11 protein-coding genes are annotated in these 13,951 nt (G+C 39.1%); all 11 read right to left on the bottom strand.

Annotation, left to right across the window (positions count from 1 at the left end):
- Positions 1-148 precede the first annotated feature (148 nt).
- The 11 genes from MKY06_RS07860 to MKY06_RS07810 all read right to left on the bottom strand — a co-directional run bounded on the left by MKY06_RS07860 (position 149) and on the right by MKY06_RS07810 (position 13,853).
- Positions 149-1,588 (bottom strand): aldehyde dehydrogenase family protein, encoded by a 1,440-nt coding sequence (locus MKY06_RS07860; RefSeq protein WP_013056271.1) that lies wholly within the window; start codon positions 1,586-1,588, stop codon positions 149-151.
- Between the two features lie 496 nt (positions 1,589-2,084).
- Entirely contained in the window at positions 2,085-2,375 is a 291-nt protein-coding gene (locus tag MKY06_RS07855) for a putative quinol monooxygenase (protein ID WP_078081654.1), read from the bottom strand.
- A 204-nt stretch (positions 2,376-2,579) separates the two neighbouring features.
- Positions 2,580-3,245, bottom strand: a complete 666-nt coding sequence (locus MKY06_RS07850; protein ID WP_289912818.1) for a type 1 glutamine amidotransferase domain-containing protein — start codon at positions 3,243-3,245, stop codon at positions 2,580-2,582.
- 261 nt (positions 3,246-3,506) lie between these two features.
- A complete protein-coding gene (locus MKY06_RS07845; protein ID WP_013056268.1) occupies positions 3,507-4,727 on the bottom strand; it encodes an MFS transporter in 1,221 nt (406 codons plus the stop codon).
- Between the two features lie 354 nt (positions 4,728-5,081).
- Entirely contained in the window at positions 5,082-5,546 is a 465-nt protein-coding gene (hutP, locus tag MKY06_RS07840; RefSeq protein WP_013056267.1) for a hut operon transcriptional regulator HutP, read from the bottom strand.
- A 210-nt stretch (positions 5,547-5,756) separates the two neighbouring features.
- Entirely contained in the window at positions 5,757-6,716 is a 960-nt protein-coding gene (locus MKY06_RS07835; RefSeq protein WP_029324207.1) for an L-threonine 3-dehydrogenase, read from the bottom strand.
- A 37-nt stretch (positions 6,717-6,753) separates the two neighbouring features.
- Complete coding sequence (locus tag MKY06_RS07830; RefSeq protein WP_013056265.1) at positions 6,754-7,944, bottom strand: glycine C-acetyltransferase; 1,191 nt, start codon at positions 7,942-7,944, stop codon at positions 6,754-6,756.
- A gap of 487 nt (positions 7,945-8,431) precedes the next feature.
- Complete coding sequence (locus MKY06_RS07825; RefSeq protein WP_029324206.1) at positions 8,432-9,892, bottom strand: MDR family MFS transporter; 1,461 nt, start codon at positions 9,890-9,892, stop codon at positions 8,432-8,434.
- A 302-nt stretch (positions 9,893-10,194) separates the two neighbouring features.
- A complete protein-coding gene (locus MKY06_RS07820) occupies positions 10,195-10,629 on the bottom strand; it encodes a ferritin-like domain-containing protein (protein WP_013056263.1) in 435 nt (144 codons plus the stop codon).
- A 107-nt stretch (positions 10,630-10,736) separates the two neighbouring features.
- Complete coding sequence (locus MKY06_RS07815) at positions 10,737-12,302, bottom strand: glycoside hydrolase family 32 protein (protein WP_420742935.1); 1,566 nt, start codon at positions 12,300-12,302, stop codon at positions 10,737-10,739.
- 96 nt (positions 12,303-12,398) lie between these two features.
- A complete protein-coding gene (locus MKY06_RS07810) occupies positions 12,399-13,853 on the bottom strand; it encodes a glycoside hydrolase family 68 protein (protein WP_029324202.1) in 1,455 nt (484 codons plus the stop codon).
- Positions 13,854-13,951 lie beyond the last annotated feature (98 nt).

The raw sequence follows: 13,951 nt of genomic DNA, 5'->3' as shown, positions 1-13,951 counted from the left end.
TAATTCCCTCCTTTAACGTGTCACTTCGTATACGTGATACACGTTTATGCTATCCACCTTTGCTTTCGTTATTCTTTCTTTAACTGGCTTTCTTTTATGTATCCATAAAAAAAGAAAGGAGAAAAACTCCTTTCTTTTTTTACACCAATTATACTTTTGCCGGAACTTTAACGCCCATGATCGCTTTTGGCTCTAGGTATTCTTCGATACCAAATGCTCCCCACTCGCGTCCAATACCAGATTGCTTAAATCCACCGAATGGTGCAGCTCTGTCTTGCTCGGCATCGTTGACGATGATTTGACCAGCTCTAATATTTTTAGCAACATAGTCAAGTGTTTCTTGGTCTTTTCCGACCGCATAGCCTGCAAGTCCATAAATTGTATCATTTGCAATTTCAAGAGCTTGCTCTAGATCATTATACGTAATAATAGTTGTTACAGGTCCAAAGATTTCTTCTTGTGCAATAACCATATCATTTGAAACGTCGGTAAAGACTGTGGGTTTAACAAAGTATCCTGTCTCTAAGCCGTCTGGTTTGCCCGTTCCGCCAGTAAGAAGTTTTGCACCTTCGTCCATTCCTTTTTTAATATAATCCTGTACGCGATCCCACTGTTTTTCCGCTACGAGCGGTCCAGTTACGTTGTCTTTATTTAATGGATCACCAACTGGGAATGATGGTAGAACCTTCTTCACTGCTTCTTCAAATTTTTCTTTCATAGAGGCAGGAATGATAATGCGCGTTGCTGCCGTACATACTTGCCCTGTATTCATTGCAATGTGTGAAACTGCTATTTTAGCCGCTTCTTCTACATCCGCATCCTCTAATACAACTAGCGGTGATTTCCCGCCTAGCTCAAGCGCTACTTTTTTGATTGTTTTAGCCGCATTTTGCATAATTTTTTCGCCTACAGCACCTGATCCTGTAAATGATACAAAATCAATGTCCGGGTGAGAACTAATACCGTCACCGATTGTGCTTCCCGTTCCGTTTACAAGGTTAAAGGCACCTTTTGGTACACCAGCTTCATCAATGATCTCTGCTAATATCATCGCTGCATACGGTGTAAGTTCTGATGGTTTTAATACCATTGGGCTTCCTGCTGCGATAGCTCCTGCAATTTTAGTAGACGTCTGATTTGTTGGGAAGTTCCATGGGGTAATAAGTCCGCTTACTCCAATAGACTCCTTCACGACCTTGTAGCTTCCATGATCTTTTTCAAATGTGTAATCTTCAAGTGCATTAGCTGCTTCTTTAAAGTGGCTAAGTCCCATTTCATAGTGAACTTCTTCTGAAATCTTTAAAGGAGCGCCAAGCTCTTCAGTCATAACTTCAATAAGCTCCTGTTTACGCTTTTCATATCCTTTTGCAATATTGCGAAGCATTTTAATTCGCTCTTCTTTTGTTGTTCTTGAAAATGTGGGAAGAGCTGCTTTAGCTGCTGCCACGGCTTTATCTAGATCTTCTTTTGTACCTAAACTAATTTTACCAATTGATTTTTCAGTAGCAGGATTGATCACATCTGACGTTTCGTTTCCTGTTGATTCAATCCATTCTCCGTTAATGAAGTGTTTTAAATTTGTACGCATTGATTTGATCTCTCCTTTTAGTTTGTTACTTTTAGTTTGTTAATTGTTGAACTATGTCATCTAGTTTTTATCTACCCGCCTGTCTGCTTCTCAAACACCGCTTCTATTATTTTTTGTTTCTTTCACTGCCTTATCCCTTTTCCAATCCGCTTTTCGCAGCTGAAATTATTTTCCCCCTGAAGCTTTTTAGTTCTTTATAACAAACAGAGATTGAGTCATAACGAAATCAATCCCATCTAAAGATGAACAATTGGGCTAAAGGAGCTAGTATGGATTATTTGTTATACCCCTGTTGATTTCCGTGCAAGCCTTCGCTTTCCGCGGGCGGTCGATGAGTCTCCTCATCGCTTACCCTTATGCGTGGTCTCACTAAATGGAACCTATATTCACCATAACCACAAAAAAATCCCAACGAGTTTGATTCTACGTCAAGAATCTCGGTTCCTCGTTCGGATCTTCCTTCAACTAAAACACTTTTGTTTTCCCCTCTTTTGTATTAACGTACTTCTTGTAAACGATGTACCACTCTGCTTTCAATTAACGGTTCTGTTTGCTGTCTGTATTGTTGATAGTGAGGTGTTTCAATGTGAGCTTCAACATCTTCTTTGCTTTCCCATTTCTCATAAAAAACAAATGTGCCTGCTTTTTCTGTATCCTGGTGGAGAGTGTATTGAATACATCCTTTTTCTCCTCTTGATGGTTCAATAACTTTTACTAACTCTGATCGAAGCTCTTCTTCTTTTCCTGGCTTGGCTTTCAAAATGGCGTTAATAATAATTTCTGACATCGTTTTTCCTCATTTCTTTAAAAAATATTTCCCATAAAAAGCTTCCCTCTTTTTGTATTTATTACACTGACCATCATATTTTTTGTATGATGATTGATTTCTCTAGTCCAAGACAGCAAAACATCCATGTTATCTACAGCGGTCTTTCTTGATGCTGTTGATAAAAAAGCCTGTAGGCTATAAGCCTACAGGCTTTTTTACATCTTATTTCAATAATTGCTTTACCACTGCTTTTGCTACACTGATTGTTGACTGAGGATTTTGACCTGTTATTAGGTTGCCATCTGCTTGTACATTATCTGTCCAGTTTGGAGCAGTTACTACATTTGCCCCAAGTTCACGCAGACGTGTTTCCAAAAGAAACGGCATGAAGCGGTCCAATGTTGTTTCACGTTCTTCATCATCTGTAAACGCAGCGACATCTTTTCCTTCGACCAACGGCTTTTCATCTGATAATGTAACACCTACTAAGCCTGCGGGTCCGTGGCATACAGCGGCTACTACTTTGTCTCCTTCGTATAGTTCACGAATTAAATCATGGAGCGTTTGATTATCTGGCAGATCAAACATTGTGCCGTGACCGCCTGGTAAGAAAACAGCATCGAATTTAGCACTGTCTGTAATTGTATCAAGTTTTAGGGTATTCTCTAGATGCTTAGCTGTATTTAAGATTTCTTGAGAAGTCTCCCCTTCAAGGCTGCGAGCATCCACCGGCGCTTTTCCTCCTAGAGGACTTGCTACCGTAATCGTAAATCCAGCTTTTTCGAACTCTACGTACGCTTCACCAAATTCTGAAAGCCAAAGGCCTGTTGGATGATTTTCTTTCATTTTGTCAGCCGTTGTTACGACCATTAATATATGTTTAGACATAGTAACGTCCTCCTGTAAATAAAGATAGTATTTTCTGTTTCCGCCTTACACACTATATTGTAAAAGAGGAATTACTATAATACAAATTAGAAAATATCTGCTTATCCATAAATATTTTTATAGATAATGTGTCATTGTTAATAAAGCATCTCCGAAAGAAACAACCATATAACACCTGAACTTATTTTTTATACACTCAAAAAAACCGCCCTTTTGAGTAAGCGCGGTTTTTCCAGAAAAGCATAGAATCTGTCTTTTATTTTAAAGAACAGATTGAGCGTTCATTTGTTTCACTTTCTTTTCTCCCGTTCTTTTAAGACTTACCATAAAAATAAACGAAATACAGTACAGCCCCGCCAAGTACGTCATCGCTACTGTCATATCATAGCTTTGCAAAAGATAGCCGACAAGAATGGGTGATAACCCTCCCAACGCTCGCCCAAAGTTAAAAATAGTGTTCGTTGCAGTGCTGCGCACTTCTACTGAATAGTGGCTGCTGATCAATGCTCCGTATCCCGCGAACATTCCGTTTGAGAAAAATCCGACTACAGCTCCTCCTATAAGCAGCCCTGCACTTCCTTCGGCATACGAGTATAAAAATACCGCACACGCTGAAGCGAGAAGAAAGATTCCAAAAGTACGTTTCGAACCAAAACGATCCATAAATTGACCAAATGTTAGCATGCCTATAATCATTCCAACGGCTGTACTGATTGTCCAAAGAGCTGAACTTGAAACAGAGAGGCCTTGTGATTGCTGAAGCATAGACGGAAGCCATATCATGAGTCCGTTATAGCCTGCAATTTGAACTGTAGCCATCACTGCCAGCGAAATAGTCGTCATCGCCGTCCTAGGCGTAGCGAATAATTGACGAAGCTTACCATTATTTTTAACAACCGCTGTTTTCTCTTTTTGAGCTTGTAGCCACTCAGGAGATTCGTTTAAATTTTTTCGTACGATAAAAGCAAAAATGACGGGGATAATTCCGACAAAAAACAGCGCTCTCCATCCGAAAATCGGCAGGATCAGAGAACTTAAAAGCGCCGCAAGGATCACTCCAAATTGTGCGCCAATACTAACATAGGATGAAGCTCGTCCTTGCTTATGTTTCGGCCACGCTTCTGCTACAAGGGCCATACCGATCCCGTACTCTCCTCCAGCCCCAATTCCGGCAATAAATCGCGAAGCATACACTTGTTCAACATTTGCTGCAAAACCTGTCAATGCCGTTCCGACTGCAAATAGAAGAACCGTGTAGGTAAAAACCCGCACTCTTCCAAATTTATCTGCTAAAATTCCGAAGATGACTCCACCTATCAGCATTCCTATATTCGTAATAGAAGAAATAAGTCCACCTGTTGCTAAATCAATGTGAAATTCAGCAATAATCATTGACATAGCAAACGAGATAAACATAATGTCCATCCCTTCTAACGTCAAACCTGCTACTGATGCTACAACTGTCTTGTTACGATAATTCATGTTGTTCCACCCTCCAGTGTATTCTTTCTGTATCAACGCTCTTTCTTTTTTGAAGGAATGGATAAATAACATATCTCCATTCTCTTTTGAAGCCTCTCTGGACTTCGTTTAAAAGAGGTAAGTAACACATAAAAGCCCTTTTGTCGCAGAGGGCAAAAGGGCACAGATAGGCATAGAAGCAGTAAATAAGTGATCCGTCCTTTTCGGCCTCTCTGGACCGTCTTAAAGGCAGTTATTATATTAATCATTATGTTAACACGCCGCACAGAACCTTTCAATAAGAAAAATATCTTCTTTAAAGCAGCTATGTACATCTCTCACTTTTTACATTCATACTATTTCGTTCATTATTTTTTAAATATGGTTAAAACCAAAGCCTAATGTATCATGTTCAAAACCTTTTTTAGGCGCACCTATCGTTCCATACACACAAACGCTAATCCATTCGTCGCTTGATCCTGAAAACTCAATTTTTCCTCGTACGATTGAAAATGTGAGTCCGACCGTCCGTAAAATATCACCCAGCTGCAGCGTTCCTCGACTAACTCCTTGAATGGCTTCAAGTATAGCATGATAAAGAGCGTGAACTTCCCGGTACGACTGGGCATTAATAATTTTATTTGTCTTGGCGCTCGTTTCAATTGCCGCCACGACTTTAGACAGCTCCATCGCTCCCACTTTTCCTACTGTGTAGCTGTATCCTCTCTCATTGATTTCCTTTTCAATACCTTCAGCTAGTTCCGTATTATGTAAAAGAACGAGTAAAGATGTTAATCTTCCCATTGAAAAATCATTAACTTGTTGAAATTTATTACTCAACTGTCATTCCCTCCCTTCTATCCCCTTATTATTTTAACAGACGGTACCTAAAAGGGTGCTGATTATTCAACGAACGAGCGCTCACTTAAAGGGTTAGGAGATCTATGTGTACTGTCCACCACTCTTACGAAGTAGAATTTGCATAAATAAGTAACCCACCGTTTAGTAAGCGCTTACTTTATTTCTAAGGAAGAAATCATTTTTCTCTACTTACGTTAAGACAAGCTGTGATTCAACTTTTAACTTTCCCAGCATCTCTCTCGTCATTTTTTCCAGGTTATATTCTGCTTTAAATCCCCACTCTTCCATCGCACAGCTGGAATCTATATGGTTAGGCCAGCTTTCAGCAATTGCTTGTCGAACAGGATCTACTTGGTAATTCAGCACAAATTCCGGAATCGTTTTTCTGATTTCAGTCGCCATTTGTTCTGGATCAAAGCTCATGGCAGAAACGTTAAATGAATTTCGGTGCTTCAGCTTAGAACCGTCTGCTTCCATTAGTTGGATAACAGCATTTAATGCATCAGGCATATACATCATATCCATATATGTTCCTTTGTCAATATAAGAGGTATATCGCTTATGCTTAACGGCTTCATAATAAATCTCAACAGCGTAGTCCGTTGTTCCTCCACCCGGAGGCGTTACGTATGAAATTAAGCCTGGAAAACGTAGCCCTCGTGTATCTAGTCCGAATTTATGGTGGTAGTAATCGCAAAGTAATTCACCCGCTACTTTGTTAACACCATACATCGTGGTAGGACGTTGAATTGTATCCTGCGGCGTCCAGTCTTTTGGAGTCGTTGGACCAAATGCACCAATTGAACTTGGAGTGAAAAATTGACACTGAAGCTCACGTGCTGCTTCGAGCGCGTTTACTAATCCGCCCATATTTAGATTCCAAGCTAGAAGCGGTTTTTGCTCGGCTGTCGCTGATAACAGCGCAGCCAAGTGAATAATCGTATCAACTTTATGCTTTTTAGCGATCGTAAATAACGCAGTCTGATCCGTTACATCTAAAATCTCGAATGGACCTGAAGTCACGACATCGCTCGTCGTTTTGCGAATATCAGTGGCAATAATATTTTCTGAACCATATATCTCTCTCATTTTCGTCGTTAACTCAGAACCGATTTGCCCTAAAGAGCCCGTTATTAATACTTTTTTCATGTCAATATCCTCCTCGTGTACTGCCTAGATTAAACGTTTAGATTAATTTCATTTCCTTGCCTACCTTTTTGTAGATACGAAGTGCTTCATCTAACATTTCTTTCGTATGAGCAGCCGTCGGCATATTGCGAACGCGTCCTGTCCCTCTTGGAACGGTTGGGAAAACAATTGATTTAGCGTATACCCCTTCTTCTATTAATCTCTCACTAAAAATCTGCGTTTGGTTTTCATCTCCTATGATGCACGGAGTGATAGGTGTTTCACTTTCTCCAATGTTAAAGCCTAGTTCTTTTAATCCTTGCTTTAAATACCGGCTGTTTTCCCACATTTGCTGCTGCAGTTCTGTACTTGTGCTTAGGATTTCAATTGCTTTCATACAGGCAGCAGCCGTGCCTGGTGTAATAGCAGTCGAAAACAAAAACGGACGACTTCTTACTTTTAACCAGTCGATTAAGTCTTTTTTTCCGGCCACGTACCCACCTACAGCTCCAATCGCTTTTGATAATGTTCCAATCTGGAAGTCTACTTTTTCAGATAAGCCAAAATGTTTGACTGTGCCCATGCCGTTCCCTAATACGCCCGACCCGTGAGCATCATCTACGTATGTGATTAAGTCAAATTCCTCTGCGATTTCTACAATTTCCGGAAGCTTAGCAATGTCTCCATCCATTGAGAATACACCATCGGTAATTACCATTATTTTATTATATAAACCGGATTTTTGTGCTTCGCCTGCTTTTGCACGAAGATCTTCCATATCTGAATGCTTAAAAGGAATAATTTTTGCTTTTGATAGCCGGCATCCGTCAATAATTGAAGCGTGATTCAGCTCATCTGATAAAATCGCATCATGTTTATCCATAACCGCGGAGATGGCTGCCATATTACAGTTAAAGCCAGACTGATAAGCTATAGCTGCTTCTGTATGCTTAAACTCGGCTAGCTTTTCCTCTAGCTTAATATGAATATCTAGAGTTCCATTAATCGTTCGGACAGCTCCAGCCCCCACTCCGTATTTTTCAGTGGCTTCGTTGCACGCATTAATAAGCCTCTCGTCTGTAGCAAGACCCAAATAATTGTTGGATGATAAATTAATTAATTGCTTTCCCTCAATTTGAATCACAGGTCCGTTTGGCCCCTCTACCGGATTAATGACATTGTATAATCCTTTATCTTTTAAATCTTCTAAATTATTATTCAAGAATTCTTTTAAACGTCTGCTTGTCATCTTCCATACCCCCTCATTGTTGTTCAACACGTCTTATAAACTTCTCTTTTCCCCATTAAAAGATTAATCTAAGCACTTACAGTATATGAGTTGAAAATCAAGTGTATTCCTGAGAAAGACAAATGTTTCTTTTGAAAGCGCTTAAAATTCAATGCTTATAGAATTCATAATAATAAACAACTAGGTAAATGTCCATACTAAAAAAACAAAAAATAAAAAATTTTCTGCATTGATAAGAATCTTTCTTATTATGAATGAGTTTACGGGAACGTTATCAGACAATATCTTTTTTATTTTCTTTCTTTGATAATTCTTTTAAGGAAGAGACTGATATATAACGAAATCAATCCAATCAACAGCTAGAAGCAGCCACATACATGAAACCTACCTTCACCATACCCATAAAAAAATCCGAACGAGTTTGGTTCTTAATCAAACTCGTTCGGATGGTCCTTCAACTAAAATACTTTTGTAACAGCCTCTTCCGTTACTTTTGCATAGATATGGTCTTTATTTTTTTATGTTCGTTTTTTACTAATAAGCATGAAACAGCAAAGCTTAGTAATGCAGCTAAAAACGTTCCACTGTAAATAATGTGAACACCCGATGCAAGAATTTCATGCAGCTTTGACAGTTCTTCTGCTGGTACTCCACCTGTCTCAAACGAAGCATTTAAATTTTCTTGCCCTAATTTCTTTGCTTGTGAAAGTGTCACTAAGTTAAAGATTGTACCAAACACCGCAGAACCTAGCGTTTGACTAAATGTATTTGTAAACGTATTAAGAGCCACCGCTACTCCTCTTTTGCTAGCCGGGACCGCTGATTGAATAACTAGCATAAAAATAGGCGTAATAATACCCATTCCTAACCCAAGGACCCCAACGGCTACATAAATTAAAAATACGGGTGAGTGGGTGGAAACTAAAAACAGCATAAAACAAGCCGTACTTACAATTGCCGTGCCCAGCGTAAGGATGGAGTGCGTTTTAAGACGCCCTACTAAATTCCCTGAAAGCAGTGAACCAATCGTCCAGCATACTGGCATAGGCATTAATACAAAACCAGCAGCGGTTGCACTTTTCCCCAGCACTCCTTGACTCCAAATTGGAAGGTAGACCGTAATACTAATAACTACTGATCCCACAAGAAGTGTTAATAAGTTTATAACAGATACACTTCGAATGGAAAACAGTTCAAGCGGGATAAGAGGTTCGGGAGATTTCTTTTCTATATAAATAAAGCCAATGAATGTTAGAACAGCTAGAACAAATAACCCTATAATGGTGAGATCTCCCCAGTTTTGATGCTGACTTCCGGTTAAAAGCGCATATAAAAACGCAATTGTTCCCACTGAAAACGTCACCGCTCCAATATAATCGATATAGCGTTTTTCTTTTACCACTTCTTCTTTATAGTTTACTAAAAGAACAAAAAAAGCCATTAGTCCAAACGGTATATTTAAAAAGAAAATATAGCGCCAAGACAGCGTATCCACTAAGAATCCCCCAAGAAGAGGCCCGAGAACTCCCGCAACTCCCCAAACTGCGCTAATCCACCCTTGCGCTTTGGCTCTTTCTTTTGCTTCTTCATACAAATCGCCAATAATAATCATTGTAAGCGGCATAACGACCCCGGCGCCTAGCCCTTGGATAGCTCTATAGACAATTAATTGCTGCATTGAAAAGCTAAGTCCGCAAAGTATCGATCCAATTAAGAAAATAATGATTCCAACAAGCATAACTTTTTTGCGGCCGAATAGATCCGCTAACTTTCCGTATATAGGTGTAGATACAGCAGTTGTCAGCATATAAATGGCATATACCCAACTAACTAGCTCAATGCCCGACAAATCACTTGTAATTCTTGGAACAGCCGTACTGACAATGGTTCCTTCCATTGCAGCTAAAACAGTGACAAGCAGCAGCGCTGTCATGATTCGTTTCCTCATCTTTCTCTCTCCTTGCAACTGCGGGCATACCATGGTTTTTCTTATAGAAGATAAAAGCGGTTTCAATATACGGATACCCTTTTAACCTTTATATGTATGTGATGCCCCGCATATAGTTGCTGCCATATGCAGCCAAATAATTATTTTACTATAAATTTTTTCAAAGCGATAGATAATTTCAAAAATATGACTTTCCTCTCATTGATAGAAACATGCTTACATGATGTTTTATTTCCTTTTTAAATTACAAAAAAGCATCCCGTAATACCTGGTACGGGATGCTTTTTTGTAATTTTGTATGATTAGCTTAGTCGGGGATCTTTTAATAAACGTTCCATTTCTTCCATATGATTTGTTTCATCTGCAATCATATCTTCAAGCTTTACAACAAGCTCTGTTAACCCTAACTCTTCGGCTTGCTTTTTACGCTCTTCGTAGCGCTGGATAGTTTCTTTTTCAGCCTTGCTCGCTTCTTTAAGCATTTCCGTCACGTTTGAAACGTGCTTTACCTCAGCCGGCTTTGTTGTTGGTTCACCGCCAAGGTTTTTGATTTTTTCTGATAAATAAAGGGCGTGTCCTTGCTCGTCAGGAATTTCTCCTTCAAAGAAAGGTTTTAAAATTTGATATTCTAGGCCGGTTACTGTAGACGCATAGTAAGTGTACTGAATAACCGCCGAATATTCACCCGCTAAATCGGTATTAAGTCCCTCTATTAGTTGTCTCATTTTCTCTTCCATTTGAATAAACACCCTTTCATTTGCTGTTAGTAGACATGTACCCTTTCTACCTAGTCCTAAACCGCAATAAGGCGATATTCTGCTCTTTCTTTTTAAAAGTAGGGAAATTACTGAATGGAGCGAAGATGTTTGATTTCTATATTTTTAAAGAGAGCCGTTCCTCCTTGAGAGAAAAGCGTAATTCCTTGGTCGTTGTGACGCGGAAACACCTCGCTAGAATGCACGGTTTTTCCATCATCAACAAAGACTTCAATGCTTGTTTTATCTACCAATATCTTCAAATGAACATTTTTCTTGCCTGCATCAAAATAATCACGGCTTTCCACATACTTTTTGCTTTGATCAGGCTGATTGCTATAGCTTCTGTTCACATACGAGACGTTATCTTTTGCAAAAATGCCCACATCAATGTGCCGCTTTTGATCTGCGGACTCTCGAAGTCGTAAGCCTACATTTTCTGCATCTGACCATGAAATATCTGTATCAAGCTGATAAGCTTCACCTTTTATCTTTAACTTTTTCTCTCCGTTTACTTCTACTTGTTCAAGAGAGTTTGTTGAATCAGTTAGCTGATTTAATTCTTCAACAGGCTTTGATAACAGGCTGTACTGATCGTCGTCTTGTTTTGAAAGCGTAACTTCACGGGTTACTGAATCGAAGCCGTTAAACCCTTCTTTCATCGTTGGCGTCTTATCTGGATAATCCCAGTTGTTCATCCATGCAAAAGCGTAGCGTTTTTCTAAGGAACCTTTATTTTTACCGTCTTCAAACGTGACTGCTCCGTACCAATCAAAGCCATGATCGAGCCATTGTGGCTCATCCATATCGGGAGTGAATGTTGTTCCATCGTAATTTCCTGTCCAATAAGCATAGGTGTTTGGCTTTCCGCTTTCTTTTCCATTTGCACTTGTCCCGAGAACCCACTTAACTGTCCCGTCATCTGCCTTCATTTGAAAAAGATCTGGACATTCGGTAATGCCAATATCTTTAGTTACAAATCCTCCCGTATACGTCCAATCCTTTAGATTAGAAGATTCATAAAATCCGATTTTTTCACCTTCTGACATGACGAGAACCCACTTGTCATGTTCATTATCCCATATGACTTTGGGATCTCTAAAATCTTTGGTGCCTGGATTAGGCATGATAGGATTTTTGCTATATGATTTAAAGGTTTTTCCTCTATCGGTACTATACCATAGATACTGTTCTTGCTTTTGTCCATCAGCAGAAGGCTGGGTCATAATCGCTACAATTGCGCCTTTACCAAAGCCTGCTGTATTCTCTTTATCTTCTACAACGGATCCGGACCATATATCGCCATTTTTATTTGTATACTTTGGAATAGCTACTCCTTCATCTTTCCAGTGAACCAAATCTTTAGACGTTGCATGTCGCCATTCCGTCCCGTTGCCTTTAGGGTAATCATGATTGTATAAGTAATAGTAATGATATTTCCCGTCAAAATAAATAGGCTTTTGAGGATCATTTTTCCATTTATCAGGCGTGCTAAAGTGATACACCGGGCGATAAGTGGATTCACTTTTATTCCCTTTTTCTTTTCCTTGATCTTTTGTATCCTCTTTTTTGGATACGCCTGCTATAATGAGTCCGGCTATTACAACTAAAAGAACGGCAAGCATTATCCATTTATAAGCACCTTTTTTCTTCAAACAAACCCCGCCTTTCTCTTTTTTGTCTACATCGAATAAAACAAAAGAAAATGGTGATTACAATCACCATTTTCTTTTGTTGCTATTGCAAAGCACTTAGTTTTCATCCACTGTTAACTGACCTTGCTCAAGAACGCTATCTTTTACAACCGATGTTTTTGAACCGTCAATATTTACTAAGAAGCTTGGTGCAAATGTAGAGTGGTTGTCTTCATAAAAGCCTCTATTTGTCATGTAGCTTGTAATAACGACATTATCGCCTTTTGTTTGAGGTACAGCAAAGTGAGAATACGTAAATGTTTTATCATTAGGATCTAAATCCATATGAAGAACTAATCCCGTATCATTTAAAGGCTTATATTTTCCTGTTAACGTATTTGAAACATAGCCTAGCATATACACATCATCTTGTCCGATTCCATCAATCGTCATTTTAGATCCGCGAGAATCAGTGAACAAGTACCATTTTCCATCTTTTTTGAAAATGTTTGCACGTTCAATTTCGTCTGTAACTGTGTTTGAAGTAATAAGCGGCTTCATTACTTTTTTAAGCGTATAGTCATCATTTAACTCAATAATGCCCAAAGCCCCGTTTGCTAAAGAAGCTTTTTCTTTATTAGATCCTTCAAGAAGCTTTTTCTTTTCAGATTGGAAGAAAGGATTGTTTCCTCCGTAGTATGCTCTGTTATATAGAGAGTCTTCGCCTTGATAGCCATCTTCTGTTCCAGTGTTAGCTTCGAAAACAAGGTACTTATGTCCGTTGTCTTCTATGTAATGAGGATCTCTTAGCGTATGGTTATCCCCTGTGTCATAACCGCCTTCATCAATAAACTGCTGAACCGTTTGATAAATCTTTCCGTCACCGTCAAAGATTGACTTGTAATCTTCTACTCCATCAACTTTTAACGTATTATCGTTGGGCTGTGACATGTTTACTTGAGCTGTCGTTAACGTTTGTTTTCCGTATTGTTTACCTGAATAATCCGTATAGAATAAACGAACTTTACCATCTTTTGTTAACGTGGCAGAACCAGACCATTCTTGTGTTTGATTTTTAAGATGCGGGTCATTCGGAACGAATTTATCGCTGTCTTTAAACACTCTTCCAGCGTTTTTCCAGCTGTCAATAGATTTGTCTCCAGCTTTTTTATAAAAAATATAAACAGACGTGTCATTCGAATCTTTTGGATCACCTGCTAGGGCAAACACAATTTGATATCCATGATAAGTCGCCACTGTTCCGTCAGCGTTTTGTAATGGCCAGCTGTCCCATACATCTAAGTCAATTGTATTTCCCGATGCATCTTTTCCCTTAGCAGAAGCAATGTTTTTAATAGTTGATTCATCAAAAGCAGGAACTTTAAACTGATCACTGTTTTGCTGCTGTGGAATTTTCACCATATTATCGCGAGTAATATGCGAAATTCCGTAGCTATTATTAAAGTCTTTGCTGTCATTTCCTTTAGCAAATGTTTGATATCCCCCGCCTACTAGTAGGGCTGCAGCCAATGTAGCAGCAGTTGTATGCTTAGCAACTCGTTTCATTTTCATATGTTTTCTCCTTTTGTGTTAGTAAAGAATATAAATTTATTAATTCAATTAGCTATCAAAAATCCGAAAACAGAACCGGTTCCGTTCAACCAAAAGAT

The organism is Priestia sp. FSL P4-0332 (assembly GCF_038005845.1).
GTDB lineage: Bacteria > Bacillota > Bacilli > Bacillales > Bacillaceae_H > Priestia.
Note: the sequence above shows the minus strand (reverse complement) of the source record. Positions and strands in the feature narration are given on the sequence as shown.

Excerpts from the sequence above, each read along its gene's own strand:
- MKY06_RS07835 (WP_029324207.1), bottom strand. The coding sequence starts at position 6,716 with ATGAAAAAAGTATTAATAACGGGCTCTTTAGGGCAAATCGGTTCTGAG.
- MKY06_RS07825 (WP_029324206.1), bottom strand. The coding sequence starts at position 9,892 with ATGAGGAAACGAATCATGACAGCGCTGCTGCTTGTCACTGTTTTAGCT.
- MKY06_RS07850 (WP_289912818.1), bottom strand. The coding sequence starts at position 3,245 with ATGTCTAAACATATATTAATGGTCGTAACAACGGCTGACAAAATGAAA.
- MKY06_RS07845 (WP_013056268.1), bottom strand. The coding sequence starts at position 4,727 with ATGAATTATCGTAACAAGACAGTTGTAGCATCAGTAGCAGGTTTGACG.
- MKY06_RS07820 (WP_013056263.1), bottom strand. The coding sequence starts at position 10,629 with ATGGAAGAGAAAATGAGACAACTAATAGAGGGACTTAATACCGATTTA.
- MKY06_RS07860 (WP_013056271.1), bottom strand. The coding sequence starts at position 1,588 with ATGCGTACAAATTTAAAACACTTCATTAACGGAGAATGGATTGAATCA.
- MKY06_RS07810 (WP_029324202.1), bottom strand. The coding sequence starts at position 13,853 with ATGAAAATGAAACGAGTTGCTAAGCATACAACTGCTGCTACATTGGCT.
- MKY06_RS07855 (WP_078081654.1), bottom strand. The coding sequence starts at position 2,375 with ATGTCAGAAATTATTATTAACGCCATTTTGAAAGCCAAGCCAGGAAAA.
- MKY06_RS07830 (WP_013056265.1), bottom strand. The coding sequence starts at position 7,944 with ATGACAAGCAGACGTTTAAAAGAATTCTTGAATAATAATTTAGAAGAT.